We start from the raw sequence: 20,856 nt of genomic DNA on the forward strand, positions 1-20,856 counted from the left end.
GCGCGTCGCCACGAACCTCACGCTACGGGTGCATTTACCAAGCCGAGGTTTCCGGATTGGCCGCATCTGCGAACATGGTGAACGAATCCTGACGATCGCCTCGTCCCACGCCGCCGCTCGGCCGAACCTTTGTGCTGCACCGCGACAAACTTGTGCGCGGACTGCCATCCGCCTGTCCCATGATGCATTGACCGCAACGCCAAGAATGGGACATTCCAGGGAGCGAAGACGCCCGGAAAGAACCGCCGAATGGAATTTTTCGCCCAGCAGTTCATCAACGGCCTGACGCTGGGCTCGATCTACGGCCTCATCGCCATCGGCTACACGATGGTGTTCGGAATCATCGGCATGGTGAACTTCGCCCATGGCGACGTCTTCATGCTCTCGGCCTTCATCGCCCTCATCGTATTCCTGGCGCTCACCACCTGGATCGGTCTGACTTCCGTGCCGCTGGTCTTCGTCATCGTGCTGGTCTGCGCCATGGCCCTCACCTCGCTCTGGGGTTGGGCGGTCGAGCGAGCCGCATACAGGCCCTTGCGCGGCTCGTTCCGCCTCGCGCCGCTGATCTCGGCCATCGGCGTCTCGATCTTCCTGTCGAACTTCGTCCAGGTGGTTCAGGGCGCCCGCAACAAGCCGGTGCCACCCCTCGTGCGCGACGTCTTCGTGCTCTACAGCCACGAGAACTACGTGGTCACCCTGTCCTACAAGCAGGCGCTGATCATGATCACCACGGCGGTGCTGCTCGCCGGGTTCTGGTACCTCGTCCAGAAGACGCCGTTCGGCCGGGCGCAGCGCGCCTGCGAGCAGGACCGGCGCATGGCGGCGCTTCTCGGCATCAACGTCGACCGCACGATCTCGCTGACCTTCGTCCTCGGCGCCGCACTCGCGGCCGTCGCCGGCACGCTCTACCTCCTCTATTACGGGGTGGTCTCGTTCTCCGACGGCTTCGTGCCCGGCGTGAAGGCCTTCACGGCCGCCGTCCTCGGCGGCATCGGCTCGCTGCCCGGCGCGGTCATCGGCGGCCTCATCATCGGGCTCATCGAGACGTTCTGGTCGGCCTACTTCTCGATCGAGTACAAGGACGTCGCCGCCTTCCTGATCCTGATCATCGTGCTGATCTTCAAGCCCTCGGGGATTCTCGGGCGGCCGGAAGTGGAGAAGGTCTGACGTGGCGCAGGGCTCGACTCTCCCGGCCGCCGCGGCGAGCGGAACCCGCCGCGAGGCCTCGGCGCTCCCCGAGATCGTCAAGGATGCGGCTCTCTTCGCGCTGGTCACCTTCGGCCTCAGCATCCCGATCGTCGCGATCCGCACCGATCTCGGCCAGGGCACCGGCCTCTACCTCACCACCCGGTGGGGCCTCGTCGCCGCGCTCTGCGGCGCGGTCTTCGTCCTCCGTCTGATCCAGCGCCTCGTGATGCTGCGGGTCGGCCAGAGCCGGCTGGCGGCGCAGGAGAAGCAGGCCGCGAGCGGTCTCGCCGCACCCGTCGGGCGGCTCGCCGCCAGCCTCGGCCCGCTCACCCTCGGCCTCGCCCTTGGACTGCCCTTCATCGCCGTCATCGGCGGCGGGGGGCTGAGCGAGGGGCGCTACTGGATCGACCTCGGCATCCTGATCCTGACCTACGTCATGCTCGGCTGGGGCCTGAACATCGTGGTCGGCCTCGCCGGCCTCCTCGACCTCGGCTACGTCGCCTTCTACGCGGTCGGCGCCTACACCTACGCCCTGTGCTCGACGGTGTTCGGCCTGTCCTTCTGGGTCTGCCTGCCGGTGGCCGGCCTTTTCGCCGCGGCCTTCGGCGTGCTCCTCGGCTTCCCGGTCCTGCGACTGCGCGGCGACTACCTCGCCATCGTGACCCTGGCCTTCGGCGAGATCATCCGCCTCGTCCTGATCAACTGGGTCGATTTCTCGGGCGGCGCCGCCGGCATCTCCTCGATCCCGCGGGCGAGCTTCTTCGGCATCCCCTTCACGGCGGGGGAGGGCGGGTTCGCCTCGACCTTCGGGCTCGACTTCAACCCGATGCACCGGGTCGTCTTCCTCTACTACCTGATCCTGGCGCTCGCGCTGATCACCAACCTCGTCACCCTGCGCATGCGCCGCCTGCCGCTGGGCCGCGCCTGGGAGGCCCTGCGCGAGGACGAGATCGCCTGCACCTCGCTCGGCATCGACACGACGATGACGAAGCTCACCGCCTTCGCGCTCGGGGCGATGTTCGCAGGGTTCGCCGGCTCGTTCTTCGCCGTGCGCCAGGGCTTCGTCTCGCCCGAGAGCTTCAACTTCCTCGAGAGCGCCATCATCCTCGCCATCGTGGTGCTGGGCGGCATGGGCAGCCAGATCGGCGTCGCCATCGCCGCCATCGTGATGGTCGGGGCGCCCGAATTGCTGCGCAACCTCGGCTTCCTCCGGGCGGTGTTCGGCGAGGGGTTCGATCCCAACGAGTACCGGCTGCTGCTCTTCGGCCTCGCCATGGTGGCCATGATGGTCTGGCGCCCGCGCGGGCTCATCTCGGATCGCGAGCCCTCGATCCGCTTAGGCAAGGCCGCCCGATGAAGGCCGCCGGTCGCCTCGCCGTCACCCATCGCGACCTGCCGCCGGCGGCGGACGGTCCGCCCGACGATCCGGTCCTGATCGTCGATCACCTCACCATGCGCTTCGGCGGCCTGGTCGCGGTCAACGATCTCTCCTTCAAGGTCGGGCGCGGCGACATCACGGCGCTGATCGGCCCGAACGGGGCGGGCAAGACCACGGTCTTCAACTGCATCACCGGCTTCTACAAGCCGACCGAGGGCATGATCCGGCTCTGCCCGGAGGGCGGCGGTGCCTATCTCCTCGAGCGCCTGCCCGGCCACGACGTCAACCGCCTCGCCCGGGTCGCCCGCACCTTCCAGAACATCCGGCTGTTCCCCCGGATGACGGTGCTGGAGAACCTGATGGTGGCCCAGCACAAGCCGCTGATGCAGGCCTCCGGCTTCAGCCTCGCGGGCATTCTCGGGCTGCCCGGGTATCGCCGAGCCGAAGCCGAGGCGGTGGAGAAGGCCCGCGCCTGGCTCCAGCGGATCGACCTCATCGGCCGGGCGGACGATCCTGCGGGCGACCTGCCCTATGGCGACCAGCGCCGGCTCGAGATCGCCCGCGCCATGTGCACCGACCCGGTGCTGCTCTGCCTCGACGAGCCGGCGGCCGGCCTCAACCCTCGCGAATCGGCCGACCTCAACACGCTGCTGCGCATGATCCGCGACGAGCACGCCACCTCGGTGCTCCTCATTGAGCACGACATGTCGGTGGTGATGCAGATCTCCGACCGGATCGTGGTGCTCGATTACGGCCTCAAGATCGCCGACGGCACGCCCGAGCAAATCCGCACCGATACCCGCGTCATCGCCGCCTATCTCGGCGTCGACGACGAGGAGGTCGAGGCGGTGGAGGCCGAAGTCGGGCTGGCGGGAGCGCAGGCATGAGAGCCCGTACATGAGCGTCGCCGGCATCAATGTCCTCGTCGAGGAGACGCGGGCGGCCCAGGCCCGGGCCGCGACGCCGCTGCTCAGCGTGCGCGGCGTCTCGACCTTCTACGGCAGCATCCAGGCCCTGAAAGGCGTCGATCTCGACGTCAACGAGGGCGAGATCGTCGCCCTGATCGGCGCCAACGGCGCCGGCAAGTCGACCCTGATGATGACGATCTTCGGCAGCCCGCAGGCGCGCCAGGGCAGCATCACCTATGCGGGCCGCGACATCACGAAGATGCCGACCCACGAGATCGCCCGGCTCAACCTCGCGCAATCGCCCGAGGGCCGGCGCATCTTCCCGCGCATGACCGTGCGCGAGAACCTGCAGATGGGCGCGGCGGTCAATGGCGGGCGCCATTTCGCCGAGGATCTCGAGAAGGTCTGCACCCTGTTCCCGCGCCTCAAGGAGCGGATCGACCAGCGCGGCGGCACCATGTCGGGCGGCGAGCAGCAGATGCTCGCCATCGCCCGCGCCCTGATGAGCCGGCCGCGCCTGCTCCTCCTCGACGAGCCCTCGCTCGGCCTGGCACCCCTGGTGGTCAAGCAGATCTTCAACGCCGTGCGCGAACTCAACCGCACCGACGGGCTCACCGTCTTCATCGTCGAGCAGAACGCCTACCACGCCCTCAAGCTCGCCCATCGCGGCTATGTCATGGTGACGGGGACGATCACCATGAGCGGCACCGGCAAGGCGCTCCTCGACGATCCGCAGGTGAAGGCGGCCTATCTCGAAGGGGGGCAGCATTGATCGACGACGTGCCCCACGACCTTGCGAGCCTCGGCGTCTTCCTCCTCGTCACCGTGTTCCTCGGCGGCGGGGCCGCCTGGATGACCGGGAGCGGCATCGCGCGCGGCTGGCGGCCGTTCTGGCAATGCGCGCTGGCGCTGCTCCTCGTCGCCGCCGTCGCGCGGTTCCTGCACTACGCCCTGTTCGAGCAGCCGCTCCTGTCCGGCGCAGGGTTTGCTCTCGACGCGATCGTCATCGTCCTGATCGGAGCGGCGGGCTATCGTGCCACCCGCGCCCGGCAGATGACGACGCAGTACCGCTGGCTCTACGAGCGCACGGGTCCGCTGACCTGGCGCGCCCGGGACGCGTGAGGCCTCGAAGACATCGATTTCAAACGCCCGGCCCAATGCCGGCCTAGAGGGGAAACAGACGATGAAGCAGATCCTGTCGGCCGGCGTCGCGCTCGGCCTCCTCATGCTGGCGACCGGCGCCCAGGCGCAGATCAAGGTCGGCCTCAGCGCGCCGATCACCGGGCCGAACGCCGCCTTCGGCGCCCAGCTCAAGAACGGCTTCCTCCAGGCGATCGAGGACATCAACAAGGCCGGCGGCGTCAACGGCGAGAAGCTCGTCGGCTCGGTCGGCGATGCCGCCTCCGATCCGAAGCAGGGCGTCTCGGTCGCCAACAAATTCGCCTCCGAAGGGGTGAAGATGATGGTCGGCGACTTCAATTCCGGCGTCTCGATCCCGCAATCGGACGTGCTGCAGGAAGCCGGGATCGTGCAGATCACGCCGGCCTCGACGGCGATCAAGTTCACCGAGCGCGGCAGCTGGAACACCTTCCGCACCTGCGGCCGCGACGACCAGCAGGGCGGCGTCGCGGGCGCCTACCTCGCTGACAAGTTCAAGGGCAAGAAGATCGCCTTCGTCCATGACAAGACCCCCTACGGCAAGGGTCTGGCCGACGAGACCCTGAAGGCGCTGAAAGCCAAGGGCGGCACCAACGTGATCTACGAGGGCATCAATCCCGGCGAGAAGGACCTCTCGGCGCTGGTGTCGAAGCTCAAGCAGGCCGGGATCGACGTGGTCTATTTCGGCGGCCTTCACACCGAGGCCGGCCTCCTGATCCGCCAGATGCGCGACCAGGGCCTCAACGCCCCGCTCATGGGCGGCGACGGCATCGCCGACCGGGAATTCGCTCAGATCGCCGGCCCCGGCGCCGACGGCAGCCTGATGACCTTCTCGCCCGACGCCCGCAAGAACGAGAAGGCCAAGGCGATCGTCGACGCCTTCCGCGCCAAGAAGATCGATCCGGAGGGCTACACCCTCTACACCTACGCGGCGATGCAGATCCTCCAGCAGGCGATGATTGCCACGAAGTCGACCGACGGCAAGAAGCTCGCCGACTACATGCACCAGGGCAAGCCGTTCGACACGGTGATCGGCGACATCTCCTACGACAAGAAGGGCGACATCACCCGGCCCGACTACGTCATGTACATGTGGAAGAAGGGTGCCGACGGCTCGATCAACTACGCCGGCAACGAGCTGCCGTAAGACCGCGCGTGTTTCACGGGAAACACCGAATTCCTCTCCCCGCTCGCGGGGAGAGGGTCGCGTCTCCCCCTCGTCGGGGAGCGCGACGAGGCGGCAGCCGGGGGTGAGGGGGGCTCGTCGGAGGAGCCTCACGCGGCGAGACCCCCTCACCCTCGCTCCGCTCGCTTCATGCACTCCAAGGTGCATGAAGCCCTCTCCCCGCCCGGCGGGGAGAGGGGACGCATCGGCGCGGAGTGATCGCTTGGAAACAATATCAATGCTGTTTCCGGTACGCGCTCACCTCAATTCAACAATCGCCTCCGCCAAGGCATCGACCTGCGCCTCGCTGTGAGCCGCCGACAGCGCCACTCGCAGCCGCGCCGTGCCGGCCGGAACCGTCGGCGGGCGGATCGCCACCACGAGAAACCCTCGCGCTTCGAGCGCCGCCGACAAGGCCAGGGCCGCGCTCGCCTCGCCCACATGGATCGGCACGATGGGGCTCTCGGCTTTCGGTAGCCCCAGTCTTTCGGTGAGACGGCGCGCCAGCATCAGCGGGCGGTCGGCGCGCTCGGGTTCCGCCTCGACGATGTCGAGGGCCGCGAGGGCCGCCGCCGCCGAGGCCGGGGGCAGGCCGGTGGTGTAGACGAAGCTGCGCGCCCGGCTCGTCATCAGGTCGATCACTGCCCGCGACGCGCAGAGATAGCCGCCATAGGAGCCGAGCGTCTTCGACAGCGTCCCCATCTCCAGGGGCGCCCTACAACCCGCCTCGACGACGCCAAGGCCGTGGGCGTCGTCGACGAGGGTCCATGCATCGTGGAGCCCGGCGATGTCGAGGATCGCGTCGAGGGGCGCCCGGTCGCCATCCATGCTGAAGACCCGCTCCGTGAGGATCAGCGCGCGCTTGTGCTTGGCCCGGCGGGCAGAGAGCTCCTCAGCGAGGTGGCTGACATCGTTGTGCCGGAACCGGACCACCTCGGAGCCCGAGACCCGGGCGCCCGCGAACAGGCAGGAATGGCCGAGGGCGTCGATGAGGATGAGGTCGCGCGGGCCGACGAGCGCCGGGACGATCCCGAGATTGGCGAGGTAGCCGCTGCCGAAGACGAGGGCTGCCTCGGTTCCCTTATGTGCGGCGAGCCTCGCCTCCAGGACCTCCAGGACCTGATGGTTGCCGGTGACGAGGCGCGAGGCTCCGGCCCCGGTGCCGTGGCGGGCCGCCGCCTCCTGCGCCGCGGCGATGACGCGCGGGTGATGCGACAGACCGAGATAGTCGTTGCAGGAGAACGAGACGAGCCGGCGACCATTCCGGTCGGCAAAGGCACCCTCGCCGCGGTCGGTGGTCGCGAGGCGCCGGCGCAGGGCGCCCGTATCGAGACGCGCGAGTTCGGCGCTGGCGAAATCGTCGAGGCTGGACATGGTCCGTGAAGGCCGCCGGCAGCCGGCGATGTCAAGGCGCCCTTGACCGCGCTCCTTCGGGCCCGCACTTCCGTTCCATGGATGTTTCACGCGAAAACACCCTCTGGCGACCCTACACCCAGATGAGGACGGCCGCGCCGCCGCTGGAGGCGGTTCGCACCCACGGCTCGCGCATCGTCCTCGCCGACGGGCGCGAACTCGTCGACGGCATCGCCTCGTGGTGGACGGCTGTGCATGGCTACAACCATCCGCATATCCGCGCCGCCGTCGCTGCACAGCTCGAAGCGATGCCGCATGTCATGTTCGGCGGGCTGACCCACGCGCCGGCCGAGCGCCTGGCGGCGCGGCTCGCCGAGCTGCTGCCGGGGGAACTCTCCTACGTCTTCTTCACCGATTCCGGCTCGGTCGCCGTCGAGGTGGCGTTGAAGATGGCGGTGCAGATGTGGCGCAATCGCGGGGTCGCGGGGCGCAACCGGGTCCTCGCCTTCCGCGGCGGCTATCATGGCGACACGATGGGGGCGATGTCGGTCTGCGATCCCGACGAGGGCATGCACCGCGCGTTCGGCGGCTACCTGCCGGAGCAGGTGTTCTGCGATCTCCCGCGCAGTATCGCCGAGACGCAGGCTCTCGACGCCTGTCTCGCCGCCCGTCGCGAGACCCTCGCGGCGGTGATCGTCGAGCCCCTGGTGCAGGGGGCCGGCGGCATGACAATGCATCCACCCGAGGTGCTGGCGACCGTCTCGCGCCTCGCCAGGAAGCATGGGCTGCCCCTCATCGCCGACGAGATCTTCACCGGCTTCGGCCGCACCGGGACCCTCTTCGCCTGCGAGCAGGCCGGCATCGTGCCCGACATCCTGTGCCTGTCCAAAGCGCTCACCGGAGGCACCATGGCGCTCGCCGCCACGGTCGCGACGCGCGAGGTTTTCGAGGCCTTCCTGTCCGACGATCCGGGCGCCGCTCTGATGCACGGCCCGACTTTCATGGCGAACCCCCTGGCCTGCGCCGCCGCTAATGCCAGCCTCGACCTGTTCGAAATCGAGCCGCGCCTCGCCGAAGCCCGTGCCATCGAGGCCTGCCTCGCCCGAGGACTGGCGCCGCTGCGAGCCGAGCCGGGCATTGCCGACGTGCGCGTGCTCGGGGCGATCGGGGCGGTACAGTTTGCCAGAGCCCCCGACCTCGCCGAGCTGAAACGCCGCTTCATCGAGCGTGGCGTCTGGGTGCGGCCCTTCGGCGACATCGTCTATCTGACGCCTGCCCTGACGATCGATACGACCGACCTCGATCAGCTTCTCGACAGCGTCGGTGCCGTTGTGCGGGAGGTCAGCGGCTGATCGAACTGCAACCCGGGCCGCGCTTCCTCGTTGGGTCTCTGGACGTAAGGCACGGTGCGTCCGCGCACGCACCGCTGCGGAACCCCTGCGAGAGGGACGAAGATCGTGGTGGAAGAGACGACGAGCCTCGCCGGCGAGCGCCCCGTCATCCTGGTGGTGGAGGATGAGGCCCTGACGATCATGGATCTGGCCGACGTGCTGGAAGAGGGCGGCTACGAGACCGTGCAATGTGCCTCGGCCGAGCGGGCCATGGGTATCCTTCAGGCTCGGCCGGACATCTGCGGCCTCATCACCGACGTCGAATTATCGGGCAAGGTCAACGGCTTCGACCTTGCCAACGCGGTCTCGGAAGCGCGGCCGCAACTGCCCATCGTCATCGTTTCCGGGCGGGCGGCCCCCGACCCGGCCCGCATGCCCGAAGGCGCGCAATTCATCGCCCGCCCCTGCACGGGCGAGGACATTCTCGATCAGATCAAGCGGCTGCTGCCGTGCTGACGGTACGGAAGAAATGTTGACCCTCTGATACGCACCCGCCCATCCGATCACCTCATCCTGAGGCGCCGCGTCAGCGGCCTCCAAGGAGGGCTCCAGGGATCGTAGTGGTGTCAGGAGGCCTCCTTCGAGGCCTCCGCTGCGCTACGGCACCTCTGGGATGAGGTTCGGGTGGGCCACCCAGAATTCGTGCCGCGGAAACAGAATCACCGGCCTGCTACGATCCTCGCCAAATCGCGATGATCGCTGAAGATCGGGTTCGCTCCGGCTACCGCGAGATCCCTGCCGGAACGGTCGTGATGCCAGTGGCCGCCGCCGGTAAAGCCGGCTACCCGCATCCCTGCCGCCACCGCGGCGGTGACGCCCGGCACGCTGTCCTCGATCACGAGGCAGGCGGCGGGTTCGATGCCGATCTCAGCCGCCGCGTACAGGAACAGGTCCGGAGCCGGCTTTCCGCGCGCGACCATGGTGGAGGAGAAGATCCGGCCGTCGAACAGCGGCAGCAGGCCGGTGAGGCCGAGCGAATGGCGAAGGCGAACTGGATCGCTGCTCGAGGCGACGCAGAAGGGCAGGGCGAGGGACGCCGCGGCTTCGGCGATGCTGGGCATCGCCTCAAGTCTTTCGTCGAAAGCCCGCAGGGTCTCGGCCTTCACGTCCGCCACGAAACCCTCGGGAGCGGCGATGCCGGTCTCGCCTTCGATCGCCGTCATGATCGAGGGCATGGACGTGCCGGCGAAGCGCGCCCGCACGGTGTCGACGTCGATGGTGACGCCGATACGGTTGAGGCCGGCGGTGAGGCAGGCCAGGCTGATCGGCTCACTATCGATGAGCACGCCATCGCAATCGAAGATCACGAGGCCGAGGGGAGTCTCGCCCTCCGCGGCCCTGCCGCCGCCCGTCGCCGTCTCTGGTACACTGTCCCGCATGCGGCCCCTGTGGCATGGCTGCGCTGTGGGCTGCAAACGCCCCGTCTCGTCCCTGTCCAACCCTCACAGGTTCCACGACGCGATGTTCCGCTTCCTCCTCCGTTCCCTCGGCTTCGTGATCCTGGCCGCGGGCTTCGTCTGTCTCGTCTATGACGGCGCCCGCTCGATCGCCAACAATGCCTTGCGCTTCACGACCCTCGACGCCCTGCCGCTGACGGCACTCGCGGCGCCGCTGGCGAGTCTCAAGACCGCCGTGTCCGCCGCCGCTCCCTGGTTGTGGCAAGCGATCCTGTTGCCCCTCAGCGTCGCGCCTGCCGCGCTGGTCGCCCTCGCCCTCGGGATCATCCTGATCTGGCTCGGGCAGCCGATCCGCGAGCCGGCGACCTATCCGGGTCCCGCCTGAGACAGCGGCCGCTTGAACAAAGCGGGCGCTGTCTCAGGCAGTCCGCGCGGCGCTTGGGCGAAGCTCATTAGGCATCGCAATGCGATCGAGCGGAAATGGCATGACCCTACGAAACCGGCTGCCTGTGCACCATATACAGAGCTCCCCTTCGACCGACGAGGAGACCAGCGATGCTCCAGATGTTCCGCAAGCGGCCGGTGATGCCGAGCGCCGCCGAGGCCCTGCCCGGCCGCTCGGATCCGATCACGACCGCCGAGCGTCACTTCGTCAACGGCAATCCGCTGAAAGGACCGTATCCCGAGGGATCCGAGCGGATCGTTCTCGGGCTCGGATGCTTCTGGGGCACCGAGCGCAAGTTCTGGCAGCTGCCCGAAGGCGTCTTCGTCACCGCCGTGGGCTATGCCGGCGGCTACACGCCGAACCCGACCTACGAGGAGGTCTGCTCCGGGCAGACGGGGCACAACGAGGTCGTGCTCGTGGTGTTCGATCCCACCGTGCTACCCCTCGATTTGGTGCTCAAGACCTTCTTCGAGAACCACGACCCGACTCAGGGCATGCGCCAGGGCAACGATATCGGCACGCAGTACCGATCGGGCATCTACACCCTGGACGATGCCCAGGTCGCGACCGCGCAGGCGATGCGTGCAGCCTATGGCGAGGCGCTGGAAGCCCGCGGCTTCCCGCCCATCACAACCGAGATCAAGCCGCTCGAGGCCTTCTACTTCGCCGAAGGCTACCACCAGCAGTACCTCGCCAAGAACCCCTCGGGCTATTGCGGGGTCGGCGGCACCGGAGTGAGCTGTCCGATCGGGACCGGCATCGCTGCCTGACGCAGGGCTGCCCGGCCCAAGCTTTGCCTTGCCGCTCCACGTCGCCCATGTCACATCCCCGCTCGTCTGGGGCCGGGATTCGAGGGAATGATGGAGCGGATCTTCGAGCGGGCGCTATTCGCGAGCCGATGGCTGTTGGCGCCATTCTACGGCGCACTCGCCATCGGCATCATGGTGCTGCTGTACAAGCTGATTCAAGAACTGATCCACTTTGTCGGCCACGCCACCGAGGCGAATGAGGCGCAGATCATCCTCGGCGTGCTGACCCTCGTCGACCTATCCTTCACAGCCTCGCTGCTGATCATCGTGATGTTCTCCGGCTACGAGAACTTCGTCTCTAAATTCGACCATTCTGACCATAAGGACTGGCCGGAATGGATGGGGACGATCGATTTCACCGGCCTCAAGCTGAAGCTTCTGTCGTCGATTGTGGCGATCTCGGCGATTCAGCTCTTGAAGTCTTTCATGGACATCAAGAACGCAAGCGATCGAGAACTTGCTTGGCTCGTCGGTATTCACATGGTCTTCGTGGTCTCGGGGATTCTCATGGCACTCACGGACCGCATTGCCGCTGGGCATCACGATAAGTGATTGCCCATGTTAACGTTCTCGTGAAGAGCGTTTTCTTTTCGCGAGGTGAAAACCTTAAGCTTTTAGCTTCAATTTGTGCTCCGCCAGCATTTCGAGGCGGAGAAAGACGTGCCACTGCATGAGCAGGACGTTGTCGAGGATAGCGAGAGCCGGGCGCTCCTCGCGCGGGATGTCGACGCTCAAGGATCGACCGAAGCCGCCTTCGTCGAGCGCCGGGAACCCCGTAGCGAGACGAACTGGATCGCCCTGATCCGGCTGCTCGACGGGACCGAAATCTCCTGCAATGTGAAGGACATCTCGAAATCGGGCGCTAGGCTCGGCGTGCCGAGCCGTTACGAATTGCCCGAGACCTTCATGCTCAAGGTCGTCGGGCGCAATTTCGTCTGTCTGGTCAAGCTCGCCTGGCGCCGGGGCAACTACGTCGGCGTCCGCATCGAACGGGTCGGTAAGCTCCCGGATCCGGTGCGGGTGGAAGAACCCGCGGTGGCGAACAGCACCGCCCCGGAATACAAGGCGATCGGGTCCCGCCGCAGCCGCGTCTCGTCGTTCTGATCGCTTCTCGCACGCGGATCCGCCGTCGGCATCCGCGTGGCTTGGTGACCACTTTCGCCAAACGCAAAAGTCCGGACCCAGTTAACCGATCATGGGGCTGACCCCTCCGCCGCCTGAGCTTGTAACGGTCGTGACCGGTGGAGGCCGGATTTCCCCCGTATTTACGAAAGCTCCAGCATCTCGCTCTAGGCTCGAGGACATCCTTGATCGGACCGCGGTATCGTGAGTGCGATGAACGCCACCTTCGACCGTGCCGCCGCGCTCCCCATCGCCGAGCGCCCGGAACGGCGCAGCTACCTTTTCGGCCCCTTCGTCGACTTCTTCTGCCTCGGCGGCAGTTCCCTCATCTACATACCGCTCCTCTAACTGAGACCTGCCGAGGATTATCGCGGTGCCCTCGCCGTCGCCATGCTGCTCATGGCCAACGCCATCAACCACCCGCACTTCGCGCATTCCTACCAGATCTTCCATCGCGACTTCCGCCGGAAGATCTCCGGCCCGGATTATCCTCGGGTCCTTCGACTCCGCTTCATCGCGGTCGGCATCGCCGCTCCGATCGTCCTCGTCTTGTTCTTCCCGGCGTGCGTCATGAGCGGCGACCCTCGCATCCTGGGGCTCGCCGGCAACCTGATGGCGTTCGTCGTCGGCTGGCACTACGTCAAGCAGGGCTACGGCATGCTGATGGTCGATGCTGCGCTGAAGCGGCGCTTCTTCTCGGCTTCCGAAAAGAAGATCCTGCTCGTCAACAGCTACACGGGCTGGCTGTTCTCCTGGCTCGCCATCAACGTCGCCACCAGCGAGCGCTCGCTGTGGGAGCTCGACTACTAGTCCTTCACCGTGCCCAGACCGATCCTGGTCGTTGCCGGCCTGGCTCTCGCCGTCACCACCGGGCTGACACTTCTCATGCTGGTGCGCCGCTGGCGGAGCGGCGCCAAGCTTCCCGTGAACGGCCTCGTCGCCTATCTGGCGAGCCTCTACATGTGGCTGCTGCTGGTGCGTCTCGACCCGCTCTGGTTCCTGGTCGTGCCGGTGCTGCACTCGCTGCAATACCTCGTCGTCGTATGGCGCTTCGAAGCCAATTATCAGAGGGGACAGCCAGGCGGGGGCACGCCGTCTATGCCCGTCATGAAGCGCCTGTTCGGAACGGCGGACCGCGTGCGGGTGGCGGCCTACATCGTCGGCGGCGGAGTTTTGGGATTCATCGGCCTCTGGGGTCTGCCGATGCTGCTCGATGTCGTCGTGCCGTACGACAAGGCCGTTTTCGGCGACACGATGTTTCTCTTCATCTTCTGGATCTTCATCAACATCCATCATTACCTGATGGACAGCGTGATGTGGCGGCGGGAAAATCCCGACGCGCAGAAGTATCTGTTTGCCTGAAGCCGAGATCAGGCTCCCCGGTGCCGGCTTTCCTGCCGAAGGATGGCGACCCCGAATGACGGGGGCGTCGTCCTCAACGCGCCTTCAGCACCGTCCGGCAGGCGGCCGGCAGCGCAGCCATGGTCATAGGCGGCTTCGGCTTCACCGGCTTGGTCGAGGGTTTCGGGTTCAGCACGGCGTCGCTGAACCAATAAGCGAGTTCGTCGCCGCAGCCATCACCGCCGGGCGGCGAGGCCTGGTCCTCGCACTGGCCTGCACCGTCCGGGCAGGAAAGGCGGATATGGTAGTGATAGTTGTGCCCGTACATCGGACGCACCTTGGAGAGCCAGCCGCGGTCGCCGCCCGCCTCCCGGCACAGCGCCTTCTTGATGGCCGGATTCACGAAGAGGCGGGCCACCTCGGGCTGCTGGGCGGTGAGGCGGATCAGCTTCAGATGCTGCGGCGTCCAGACATCCGGGTCGATGTCGAGGCGGTCGGCCCGCACCACGTTGGTCGCGGACATCTCCTCGCGCTCGGCCCGGCTCAGGCGGCGGTTCGGCATCGGCGTCAACCAGACATCGGCGTCGAGGCCGAGTTGGTGCGAGGCGTGGCCGGTGAGCATCGGGCCGCCGCGGGGCTGCGACATGTCGCCGACGAGGAGGCCGGGCCAGCCGACGCGGGGGACGGTGGCGGCGAGCTTCTCCATGAAGGCGACGAGATGAGGCGTCCCCCACATCCGGTTGCGCGACAGTCGCATTACCTGCCAGGTCGGCCCGTCGACCGCCAGCGCCTCGCCGCCGGCGAAGCACCCCCTGGCGTAGGAGCCGTAGGTCGCCTCCGGCCCGGGCGCTGGGGTCGTCGCCCGGCCAAACAGCGCCTTGGCGGGAGTCGAGGGCGCATCGGGGTTGGCGAGGGGCGGAAGCGGCTTGGCGTCGAGGGTCCCCCTGTCCTGCGCCTGCGCGATGCTCGCGTGAGCGATCAACGCCAGTGACAGGAGCGCCAGGGGCGCGGTGCGGAAGCAGCGTGGGATCATCGGCATGGAGCGAAAGCTAGTCCATGGGGGCCTCCTGCGTCGAGGGGTGGTTCGGCGATGGGCACGACCACCGCTCCGGGCGCGACGTTCACTTTCCGCCCATGAGCGGGTCGTCGCGCTCGGCCTGAGCGACCGCGATCTTGATGGTCTCCTTGCCGGCTCCGCTCACCAGGATGAGCACCGGCTGGGTGCCGAGCTGGAAACGCAGGCTCTTCGCGACGCCGTCGCAGCCCGGCCGCATCGTCGTGGCGAGCGGCGCCCTGATCGTGGTGCCGTCCTGGCTGACGTCGATCCAGGCGTTCTCCGACAGGGTGATCTGGTAGAGACCCGGTGTGACCGGCGCCGGGACGTGCAGCACGCCGCCGCGCGTATCCGGTTTTGGCTCGCGGGACGGTCCGATCGGCAGGCGGGCCTGAGCCTCTGCCGAGAGATCGAGGGTGGCGCCGGGCATCTCCACCGGCAACGTCGCTCCGGAGGGAAGATGCGGAAGGCCGGCCGCCGAGAACCATGCCTGCTCGCGCCGGATCGACCAATCGAAGGCGCCGCAGGGATCGGCGCCCTGAGCCCACGCTGGAGCGCACCCGCCGAGAAGGGCGGTGGCGAGGAGCGGGACGCAGAAGCGCGGGGTCATGGTTCAGTCCACCGCGACCATGACGTCAGAGGCCTTCACAACCGCATAGGCCGGCTTGCCGACTTCGAGCTTGAGGCTCGCCACCGCATCGTTCGTGATCGCCGCCGTCACGACCTGCCCGGCCGCGATCTCGATCTTCACATGCGCCGTGGTGGCGCCCGTCTCGATCGCGACGACGATGCCCTTGATGACGTTGCGCGCGCTGATCTGCATGAGACGTCGTCCCCCGCTGGTCCCACGCGGGTTTCTCGCCCGCCGCCTGTGTCGATGCACCGAAACCGGCCGGCAGGCGCGACGACCCGAGGAGGCCGGTTCGTCCTCCGTGACCCTACTTGAGGAGTTCACCCGACGTCGTAGTCTTCGTCCTCGGATACCCGCCTCTTCACCCCCCATTCCGCCAGAGCCGCGTTGAGGTCGTCAAGGACGAAATGGCGGGCGCTGTCGCGGTCGTAGCCGTCGTCGAGGAGTTCGTCGTACTCAGTGCGGACGTGGCGGGTGAAGGCGACGAGGGCGAGCCAGGCGGCGGTCTCGGGCGCTGCGCCGCGAAGGCCGGGGCTCGCCAGCGCCCGATCGAGAACGGCTCCGGTCTCGAAGGCGGGAAGCCGCGGAGCGAGGCGCGCGAGCGCTGCGGCGAAGGCCTCTCGGCGTGTCATGGCCAGGTACTATCTCTCGGTTCGGTTCCCGGTCGGTGTGCCATATTATGTCCATCGGGGTGCGATAGGCGGCGTACAATGTACGGAGACGCACCGACGCATCCCGGCTTTCGGGTCCATAAGGGATCGTTCTCCGAATCTCCCTATGCTCCGTGATCGCCCTATTCCGACCGACAGGAACCCGTCATGCGCCTTGCTGCCTTCCTCATCCTGACTCTGCTGGCGGCGGGGCCGGTCGTCGCCCAGCCTTCGCCTGCGCGGAACACCACTGCAACCGGCGCCACGAAGCCGCCGGGCAATACCGAACGTGTCGCCAACGCGCCGTTCTCGAAGCCCGGGACTGAGGCCGCGATGATCAAGGCCCAGAAGGCGTCCGCCGCCCGCGACAAGGCGTGGGACGCCAAGATGCGCACCACGATGGGCTCTATCTGCCAGGGTTGCTGAGGCCGAAAACTCTCGGCTTTCGACGTCATGATCCGCCTGGAGGCGATCTCGAAGCGGTATTCGGGAATCGCGCGACCCGCCGTGGACGGTCTCGACCTCGTCGTCGCGGAGGGCACGACCTGTGCCCTGATCGGTCCTTCGGGCTGCGGCAAGTCGACGACGCTGCGCATGGTCAACCGCCTCGTGGAGCCGGATGCCGGACGGGTTCTGGTCGGCGGCCGCGACGTCGCCGATGTCGATCCCGTCGCCCTGCGGCGCTCGATCGGCTACGTCCTTCAGGGCGTCGGCCTTTTCCCGCATCGGACCGTTGCGCAGAACATCGCCACCGTGCCGGTGCTGCTCGGCTGGGCGCGCCCCCGCATCGCCGAGCGGATCGATGCGATGCTCGACCTCGTCGGCCTTGATCCCGGGCAGTTCCGGCATCGCCGGCCGGCATCGCTTTCCGGGGGGCAGCGCCAGCGCGTCGGCGTGGCCCGGGCCCTCGCCGCCGACCCTCCGGTACTCCTGATGGACGAGCCCTTCGGAGCGGTCGATCCCGCCGCCCGCGACCGCCTCCAGGCTGAGATCGGCGCGATCCTGCGATCCTTGCGCAAGACCGTGATTCTCGTCACTCACGACCTCGACGAGGCGATGCGGCTCGCCGACGAGGTCGTGTTGATGCGCGACGGCCGAATTCTCCAGGCCGATCCGCCGCTCCGCCTCCTGGCAGCTCCCGCCGGACCAGAGGTCGGCGCCTTCCTCGGCGAGGATCGCGGCCTGCGCCGCCTCTCGCTTCTCACGGTCGCGCAGGCCGCCGTACCGGGCGCGCCCCGAGATGCTCCGGAGATCGCCGCCGAAGCCTCGTTGAGGCAGGCGCTGGCGCACCTCTTCGAGACTGGCGCGGAAGGCCTGAGGGTGTCCGGCGCGATGCCTCCCATGCAGGTGACCCTTGCGGCGATCCGGGATGCGGCCGCCAAGGCGTGACCGGCCGGTGAAACGCCGCCGACGAAGGAACTCGTCGCGCTCGGCCTCTGCCGAGGGGGTTCCTGCCCCGTTTTGGGTGAAATACGAAAATCCACTCCGTTGACGGATGGCAGGACGCATCGCATCTTTACTGCGTGCCCCGGGCATCCGGACAGTCTTCCCAAAGGCTCTCTGGTCCAGGTCGCCGCGGTGATTTGATATGAGCCTGCTTGCGCCGCGTCATCAAACGCTAAAGAGCCGCGAAGCGTCGCCGCCTCGTGGTCCTTGAAGGAAAGGATGACTTGCCGTGACTGTTTCCCGACTGATCTTCGTCAATCGAACCCATCGCAATAAGGGAAGGGCATGCGGCTGCTGTCGACGCTGAACCCGCGTCCACGCCGTGAAACCCTCATCCCACCGTGCCGGCGCAAGCCCGGCTTTGCGAGAGTCCATGTCATGCCTCAGCTTCAGACAGATCCGTCCCCGCGCCCCTACCTGCCCCAGGCCGCCCGAGCCGAACTCCAAGACCGGTTCGTCGACCACCCCGCCGAGCGGGCCGGCAACCGCCTGCACCGCGAGCCGGTTCCGACGCGCGTGATCGAGGTCGGCGAAGTGACCGCCGGCATCGCGGTTCCGGAGTCGCGCGGCGTCCGCTTCTTCTCCTCGCGCCGCGACTTCGATCCCCTCGACGGCACCGTCTTCGTCAGCGTCGAGCAGGCGGCCAAGGCCGTTCGGGCGCATTTCCGCGAGCGAACCAGGCCGGGCCAGGCTCGCGACCAGGGCGGCCGCCTCGGGGCGGTCTAGGCGGGGCGCCGAACCTCAGCGACCCGCGATCCTCGCTTGGCTCACGCCGGGCGAGGATCTTCGCCTTGGCCGGCGGCCCGGAAGCGCGGATCTCTCGCACCCTACTCGACCACGAGTTTGTAGCCCTGCCCGGGACGCAGGGCGGCGCCGCGCTCCAGCCCGTTGAGCACGAGGAAGCGGTCGGTGGCCCGATCGGGCACGACCATCCGGCGGGCGAGCGATTCGACGGTATCGCCAGGCGCAGCCTGCACCACGAGGATGCGCAGGGGGCGAAGGCTCTGCGTTTCGTCCGGGCTGACCGAGGCGAGGCTTTCGACCCAGCGCCGGAAAGGTACGTCGGGATCGGTCGAGCCCTTGGCTGCCATGATCATCCGGAACGTGCTCTCGCCGACCCGCAAGGCGGCGAGCCGGAAGGTCCAGTCCTTGCCGCGCGAGACGGCGAAAGCTGCGGCGTTGCCGTTGACGATCCGGTTTTCGAGCCCGTCCAGCCCGTCGTTCCACGTGGCCCTCAGCACCTCCTCGAGGCTTTGCCCGGTCTTGGTCTCGACGAGATCGAACAGCAGGCGGCGGCTGCCCTCGTTGGTGGTGCCGAGGACCGCGCTGCGGGTGTTGTCGACGGTGAAGCCGTCCGGCACCTCGAAGGCGATGCCGAGGCCCGGGTGAAGGAAGCGCCGGCCGCGCACGACCCCGTCGGTGGGGTTGTCGCCATAGGCGATGCCGTCGATGCCGGCGAGATAGCGGCTGCGCTCGTCCACCCCGAGGCCGGGGGCCCCGATGAGCCGGGCGGCACGGGTGACGAGGGTGATGCGCTCGGCCGTGCCCGGATGGGTCGCCAGCATGTCGGGCTCGCCCGCGACGCCGGTGCCGGTCTTCATCGCCGTGGTGCGATTCAGAGCATTGAGGAAGCGCCCGGCCGCGAAGGGGTCGTATCCGGCCCGCGCCAGGGTGCGCACGCCGATCCGGTCGGCCTCCAGTTCCTGGTCGCGGGAGAAGCGCGCGAGGGCGAAGCGGGACTGGCTCTGAAGCTGCGCGCCTGTCTCCGGGTCGTTGAGCACGTCGGCCACCACCCTGCTCACGAGCTGCGAGCGCAAGGCGAGTTCGCTGCGGGCGCTGGCATGGCGCAGGGTGACGTGGGCGATCTCGTGGGCGAGCACCGCGGCGATCTCCGAGGTGTCGGTGGCGAGGGCGAGAAGCCCCCGGGTGACGTAGAGCCGGCCGCTCGGCAGGGCGAAGGCATTGATCACGCCCGAATCGAGCAGGGTGACCGCATAGGTCTCGTCCGGCCGCTCGGTCGCCTTCACGAGGCGGTCGGTGACGTCGCTGACGAGGCGCAGCGTACCCGGCGACCGGTATTCGCCTCCGAAGGAGGCGACGAGCTGGGTGTGGTCGGCATCCGGGGCGCTGCGCTCGCGTCCCGTGACGCGAGGAGCCTCGGCAGGCACGGCGATCGGGCTGATGATGGTACCGGTCTGGTCGCCGGCACAGGACGACAGGCACAGCAGCGCCAGCGCGGCGAGCGGCCCCGCGCCGCGGCGCGGCCGCGGTCCGATCCCGTATGGTGCGCTCCCCTGCATGGTGTCGTCTTTCAGCGCCGCGGCGCCCGCTCCTCGTCCAGAACCTCGATCATGTCGGCGCTCGCGATGTCGAGCGACGGCCCGCGGCCGACATCGATCACACCACGCACACGGATGAGGCGCCCCCTCAAGCTGGCGGCACTCAAACCACGTTCCTGCAAGTGCCGCCAAGTGCGTTTCGACACGGTTACCGTCAAGCCGTCCTGCCCCCGCCGGACGAAGTCGAGATAGGTACGCGCCGACCGCTCGCCCACGCCGACGAGGCGCCCCTGCGCGACGACGAAACGGCCGTATCGGGCCCTGAGAGAAATGCCGTCGTCGGTCGCCGGGCGAGGCCTCCGCCAGATCCCGCGCGCCTCCGCCCGCGCCGCCTGTTCCAGCTGCAGGAGAGCCGGCCGGCAAAGGACGTCGCCCTCGCCGGCATCGACCGCTGCGTAGCCGGCCGCGACGAGCTCCGCGCCGATATCCGTCGCCTCGCCCTCGATCAAGGCCTCGACCCGGAGGCGACCCCAGCGGTCGGGGTCGCCGCGCGCCGTTAGCGTCACTGCCTGCCCGCGATGGACGAGGAGGCGCGAGGCCGCTGCGGCATCGTCGTCCGGCTCTTCAGGCCAGCGTAGGCCCGAGAGGATCGCGCGCCCGCCCGATGCGAGGATGAGTTCGCCGCGTTGGCCTAGCGCCTCGATCCGGTCGGAGCGTGCCGCCGACGTCCGGCATTCGGGAGCGGGACGCGGGCTTGCGGCAAATGCCGGCGTCCATGCGCCCGCTCCGGCGAGCGATGCCGCGAGAGACAGCCGCAATATCATCGCTGCCGAGATGTCCGCGCGCGCCACCAACGCCCCGTCCTCCGCTCCACCGGATCCATCTTGGCGTTTCCTTCCGTTGCATGACAGCCGCAGGTGGCAGGATCGGTGCCATTCCTCATCCTCTGCGGCAGGCGGGTCACAGAGTACATCCGCCTCGGTTGGCCGCCCAGGCGGTTGGTGGTATGGAGCCCGCGGTGAGTCTCCGTAGCTCAGCTGGACAGAGCACAGGTTTCCTAGATCGAATTGGGCGTCGCGAGGGGAAACCGCGCGGCGGATCCGCTCAAATTCGGGGAAAGCCCACAGGCCCGTTCGCGGGC

The 20,856-nt window shown here is 67.9% G+C and carries 26 protein-coding genes; 18 read left to right on the forward strand and 8 right to left on the reverse strand.

The annotated features are described in order from the left end of the window. Positions 1 to 249 precede the first annotated feature (249 nt). The 6 genes from K2Y56_RS22725 (at position 250) to K2Y56_RS22750 (ending at position 5,779) form a co-directional block, all read left to right on the forward strand. Positions 250 to 1,167 (forward strand): branched-chain amino acid ABC transporter permease LivH, encoded by a 918-nt coding sequence (locus tag K2Y56_RS22725; RefSeq protein ID WP_292513198.1) that lies wholly within the window; start codon positions 250 to 252, stop codon positions 1,165 to 1,167. Between the two features lies 1 nt (position 1,168). Continuing rightward, a complete protein-coding gene (gene livM, locus K2Y56_RS22730; protein ID WP_292513201.1) occupies positions 1,169 to 2,545 on the forward strand; it encodes a high-affinity branched-chain amino acid ABC transporter permease LivM in 1,377 nt (458 codons plus the stop codon). 95 nt (positions 2,546 to 2,640) lie between these two features. Further along, positions 2,641 to 3,453, forward strand: a complete 813-nt coding sequence (locus K2Y56_RS22735; protein WP_292513299.1) for an ABC transporter ATP-binding protein — start codon at positions 2,641 to 2,643, stop codon at positions 3,451 to 3,453. A gap of 10 nt (positions 3,454 to 3,463) precedes the next feature. Next, positions 3,464 to 4,246, forward strand: a complete 783-nt coding sequence (locus tag K2Y56_RS22740) for an ABC transporter ATP-binding protein (protein WP_292513204.1) — start codon at positions 3,464 to 3,466, stop codon at positions 4,244 to 4,246. Further along, a complete protein-coding gene (locus K2Y56_RS22745) occupies positions 4,246 to 4,596 on the forward strand; it encodes a DUF6867 family protein (RefSeq protein WP_292513303.1) in 351 nt (116 codons plus the stop codon). Before K2Y56_RS22740 ends, K2Y56_RS22745 begins: the two co-directional genes overlap by 1 nt. A 61-nt stretch (positions 4,597 to 4,657) precedes the next feature. Continuing rightward, positions 4,658 to 5,779 carry a branched-chain amino acid ABC transporter substrate-binding protein gene (locus K2Y56_RS22750; RefSeq protein WP_292513206.1) on the forward strand — a complete coding sequence of 374 codons (1,122 nt, stop codon included), beginning with the start codon at positions 4,658 to 4,660 and terminating at the stop codon, positions 5,777 to 5,779. A gap of 276 nt (positions 5,780 to 6,055) precedes the next feature. Here the strand turns inward: K2Y56_RS22750 and K2Y56_RS22755 are convergent, their stop codons facing one another. Continuing rightward, positions 6,056 to 7,171 (reverse strand): 8-amino-7-oxononanoate synthase, encoded by a 1,116-nt coding sequence (locus K2Y56_RS22755; protein ID WP_292513209.1) that lies wholly within the window; start codon positions 7,169 to 7,171, stop codon positions 6,056 to 6,058. Positions 7,172 to 7,248: 77 nt separating this feature from the next. Between K2Y56_RS22755 and K2Y56_RS22760 the strand changes: the two genes are divergently transcribed. Beyond that, positions 7,249 to 8,502 (forward strand): adenosylmethionine--8-amino-7-oxononanoate transaminase, encoded by a 1,254-nt coding sequence (locus K2Y56_RS22760; RefSeq protein WP_292513212.1) that lies wholly within the window; start codon positions 7,249 to 7,251, stop codon positions 8,500 to 8,502. 108 nt (positions 8,503 to 8,610) lie between these two features. Then, complete coding sequence (locus K2Y56_RS22765) at positions 8,611 to 8,997, forward strand: response regulator (protein WP_292513214.1); 387 nt, start codon at positions 8,611 to 8,613, stop codon at positions 8,995 to 8,997. A 203-nt stretch (positions 8,998 to 9,200) separates the two neighbouring features. On the opposite strand, the gene K2Y56_RS22770 is transcribed toward K2Y56_RS22765, so the two are convergent. Then, the gene (locus tag K2Y56_RS22770; RefSeq protein ID WP_292513216.1) at positions 9,201 to 9,920 is read right to left on the reverse strand and encodes an HAD family hydrolase; all 720 of its coding nucleotides are present in this window, start codon (positions 9,918 to 9,920) and stop codon (positions 9,201 to 9,203) included. 82 nt (positions 9,921 to 10,002) lie between these two features. Here K2Y56_RS22770 and K2Y56_RS22775 point away from each other — a divergent pair, with 82 nt between their 5' ends. The 7 genes from K2Y56_RS22775 (at position 10,003) to K2Y56_RS22805 (ending at position 13,676) form a co-directional block, all read left to right on the forward strand. Continuing rightward, positions 10,003 to 10,323 carry a PetM family of cytochrome b6f complex subunit 7 gene (locus tag K2Y56_RS22775; protein WP_292513219.1) on the forward strand — a complete coding sequence of 107 codons (321 nt, stop codon included), beginning with the start codon at positions 10,003 to 10,005 and terminating at the stop codon, positions 10,321 to 10,323. 170 nt (positions 10,324 to 10,493) lie between these two features. Further along, positions 10,494 to 11,153: a peptide-methionine (S)-S-oxide reductase MsrA gene (msrA, locus tag K2Y56_RS22780; RefSeq protein WP_292513222.1), complete on the forward strand. Its 660-nt coding sequence runs from the start codon at positions 10,494 to 10,496 to the stop codon at positions 11,151 to 11,153. An 87-nt stretch (positions 11,154 to 11,240) separates the two neighbouring features. Beyond that, entirely contained in the window at positions 11,241 to 11,744 is a 504-nt protein-coding gene (locus tag K2Y56_RS22785; RefSeq protein ID WP_292513225.1) for a TIGR00645 family protein, read from the forward strand. 108 nt (positions 11,745 to 11,852) lie between these two features. Further along, positions 11,853 to 12,296, forward strand: coding sequence for a PilZ domain-containing protein (locus K2Y56_RS22790; RefSeq protein ID WP_292513227.1), 444 nt, complete (start codon positions 11,853 to 11,855; stop codon positions 12,294 to 12,296). Positions 12,297 to 12,518: 222 nt separating this feature from the next. Next, positions 12,519 to 12,662 (forward strand): hypothetical protein, encoded by a 144-nt coding sequence (locus K2Y56_RS22795; RefSeq protein ID WP_292513230.1) that lies wholly within the window; start codon positions 12,519 to 12,521, stop codon positions 12,660 to 12,662. 51 nt (positions 12,663 to 12,713) lie between these two features. Next, positions 12,714 to 13,124, forward strand: coding sequence for a hypothetical protein (locus tag K2Y56_RS22800; protein WP_292513234.1), 411 nt, complete (start codon positions 12,714 to 12,716; stop codon positions 13,122 to 13,124). 75 nt (positions 13,125 to 13,199) lie between these two features. Next, positions 13,200 to 13,676, forward strand: coding sequence for a hypothetical protein (locus K2Y56_RS22805; protein ID WP_292513236.1), 477 nt, complete (start codon positions 13,200 to 13,202; stop codon positions 13,674 to 13,676). A 73-nt stretch (positions 13,677 to 13,749) separates the two neighbouring features. On the opposite strand, the gene mepA is transcribed toward K2Y56_RS22805, so the two are convergent. From mepA to K2Y56_RS22825, 4 genes are all read right to left on the reverse strand, one after another. After that, positions 13,750 to 14,694: a penicillin-insensitive murein endopeptidase gene (gene mepA, locus K2Y56_RS22810; RefSeq protein ID WP_292513239.1), complete on the reverse strand. Its 945-nt coding sequence runs from the start codon at positions 14,692 to 14,694 to the stop codon at positions 13,750 to 13,752. 82 nt (positions 14,695 to 14,776) lie between these two features. Continuing rightward, positions 14,777 to 15,319, reverse strand: a complete 543-nt coding sequence (locus K2Y56_RS22815) for a hypothetical protein (RefSeq protein WP_292513242.1) — start codon at positions 15,317 to 15,319, stop codon at positions 14,777 to 14,779. Between the two features lie 3 nt (positions 15,320 to 15,322). After that, positions 15,323 to 15,532 (reverse strand): TOBE domain-containing protein, encoded by a 210-nt coding sequence (locus K2Y56_RS22820; protein WP_292513245.1) that lies wholly within the window; start codon positions 15,530 to 15,532, stop codon positions 15,323 to 15,325. A gap of 128 nt (positions 15,533 to 15,660) precedes the next feature. Then, entirely contained in the window at positions 15,661 to 15,972 is a 312-nt protein-coding gene (locus tag K2Y56_RS22825; RefSeq protein WP_292513247.1) for a DUF2293 domain-containing protein, read from the reverse strand. Between the two features lie 186 nt (positions 15,973 to 16,158). Between K2Y56_RS22825 and K2Y56_RS22830 the strand changes: the two genes are divergently transcribed. The 3 genes from K2Y56_RS22830 to K2Y56_RS22840 all read left to right on the forward strand — a co-directional run bounded on the left by K2Y56_RS22830 (position 16,159) and on the right by K2Y56_RS22840 (position 18,162). Next, the gene (locus K2Y56_RS22830) at positions 16,159 to 16,416 is read left to right on the forward strand and encodes a hypothetical protein (RefSeq protein ID WP_292513250.1); all 258 of its coding nucleotides are present in this window, start codon (positions 16,159 to 16,161) and stop codon (positions 16,414 to 16,416) included. Positions 16,417 to 16,443: 27 nt separating this feature from the next. After that, positions 16,444 to 17,379 carry an ABC transporter ATP-binding protein gene (locus K2Y56_RS22835; protein ID WP_292513252.1) on the forward strand — a complete coding sequence of 312 codons (936 nt, stop codon included), beginning with the start codon at positions 16,444 to 16,446 and terminating at the stop codon, positions 17,377 to 17,379. Between the two features lie 435 nt (positions 17,380 to 17,814). Beyond that, positions 17,815 to 18,162, forward strand: a complete 348-nt coding sequence (locus K2Y56_RS22840; RefSeq protein WP_292513254.1) for a hypothetical protein — start codon at positions 17,815 to 17,817, stop codon at positions 18,160 to 18,162. 101 nt (positions 18,163 to 18,263) lie between these two features. Here the strand turns inward: K2Y56_RS22840 and K2Y56_RS22845 are convergent, their stop codons facing one another. Then, complete coding sequence (locus K2Y56_RS22845) at positions 18,264 to 19,736, reverse strand: M48 family metalloprotease (protein ID WP_292513256.1); 1,473 nt, start codon at positions 19,734 to 19,736, stop codon at positions 18,264 to 18,266. An 11-nt stretch (positions 19,737 to 19,747) separates the two neighbouring features. Beyond that, on the reverse strand, positions 19,748 to 20,566 hold the full coding sequence (locus K2Y56_RS22850) for a thermonuclease family protein (protein WP_292513258.1): 819 nt from the start codon (positions 20,564 to 20,566) through the stop codon (positions 19,748 to 19,750). Positions 20,567 to 20,856 lie beyond the last annotated feature (290 nt).

It is taken from the genome of Methylobacterium sp. (genome assembly GCF_019745455.1).
Taxonomy (GTDB): Bacteria; Pseudomonadota; Alphaproteobacteria; order Rhizobiales; family Beijerinckiaceae; genus Methylobacterium.

Bases quoted from the DNA above. Each gene is read 5' to 3' on its own strand.
- K2Y56_RS22725 (WP_292513198.1), top strand. From the start codon at position 250: ATGGAATTTTTCGCCCAGCAGTTCATCAACGGCCTGACGCTGGGCTCG.
- K2Y56_RS22735 (WP_292513299.1), top strand. From the start codon at position 2,641: ATGCGCTTCGGCGGCCTGGTCGCGGTCAACGATCTCTCCTTCAAGGTC.
- K2Y56_RS22740 (WP_292513204.1), top strand. From the start codon at position 3,464: ATGAGCGTCGCCGGCATCAATGTCCTCGTCGAGGAGACGCGGGCGGCC.
- K2Y56_RS22750 (WP_292513206.1), top strand. From the start codon at position 4,658: ATGAAGCAGATCCTGTCGGCCGGCGTCGCGCTCGGCCTCCTCATGCTG.
- K2Y56_RS22755 (WP_292513209.1), bottom strand. From the start codon at position 7,171: ATGTCCAGCCTCGACGATTTCGCCAGCGCCGAACTCGCGCGTCTCGAT.
- K2Y56_RS22760 (WP_292513212.1), top strand. From the start codon at position 7,249: ATGGATGTTTCACGCGAAAACACCCTCTGGCGACCCTACACCCAGATG.
- K2Y56_RS22770 (WP_292513216.1), bottom strand. From the start codon at position 9,920: ATGCGGGACAGTGTACCAGAGACGGCGACGGGCGGCGGCAGGGCCGCG.
- K2Y56_RS22775 (WP_292513219.1), top strand. From the start codon at position 10,003: ATGTTCCGCTTCCTCCTCCGTTCCCTCGGCTTCGTGATCCTGGCCGCG.
- msrA (WP_292513222.1), top strand. From the start codon at position 10,494: ATGCTCCAGATGTTCCGCAAGCGGCCGGTGATGCCGAGCGCCGCCGAG.
- K2Y56_RS22785 (WP_292513225.1), top strand. From the start codon at position 11,241: ATGATGGAGCGGATCTTCGAGCGGGCGCTATTCGCGAGCCGATGGCTG.
- K2Y56_RS22800 (WP_292513234.1), top strand. From the start codon at position 12,714: ATGGCCAACGCCATCAACCACCCGCACTTCGCGCATTCCTACCAGATC.
- K2Y56_RS22805 (WP_292513236.1), top strand. From the start codon at position 13,200: ATGCTGGTGCGCCGCTGGCGGAGCGGCGCCAAGCTTCCCGTGAACGGC.
- mepA (WP_292513239.1), bottom strand. From the start codon at position 14,694: ATGCCGATGATCCCACGCTGCTTCCGCACCGCGCCCCTGGCGCTCCTG.
- K2Y56_RS22815 (WP_292513242.1), bottom strand. From the start codon at position 15,319: ATGACCCCGCGCTTCTGCGTCCCGCTCCTCGCCACCGCCCTTCTCGGC.
- K2Y56_RS22820 (WP_292513245.1), bottom strand. From the start codon at position 15,532: ATGCAGATCAGCGCGCGCAACGTCATCAAGGGCATCGTCGTCGCGATC.
- K2Y56_RS22825 (WP_292513247.1), bottom strand. From the start codon at position 15,972: ATGACACGCCGAGAGGCCTTCGCCGCAGCGCTCGCGCGCCTCGCTCCG.
- K2Y56_RS22830 (WP_292513250.1), top strand. From the start codon at position 16,159: ATGCGCCTTGCTGCCTTCCTCATCCTGACTCTGCTGGCGGCGGGGCCG.
- K2Y56_RS22835 (WP_292513252.1), top strand. From the start codon at position 16,444: ATGATCCGCCTGGAGGCGATCTCGAAGCGGTATTCGGGAATCGCGCGA.
- K2Y56_RS22840 (WP_292513254.1), top strand. From the start codon at position 17,815: ATGCCTCAGCTTCAGACAGATCCGTCCCCGCGCCCCTACCTGCCCCAG.
- K2Y56_RS22845 (WP_292513256.1), bottom strand. From the start codon at position 19,736: ATGCAGGGGAGCGCACCATACGGGATCGGACCGCGGCCGCGCCGCGGC.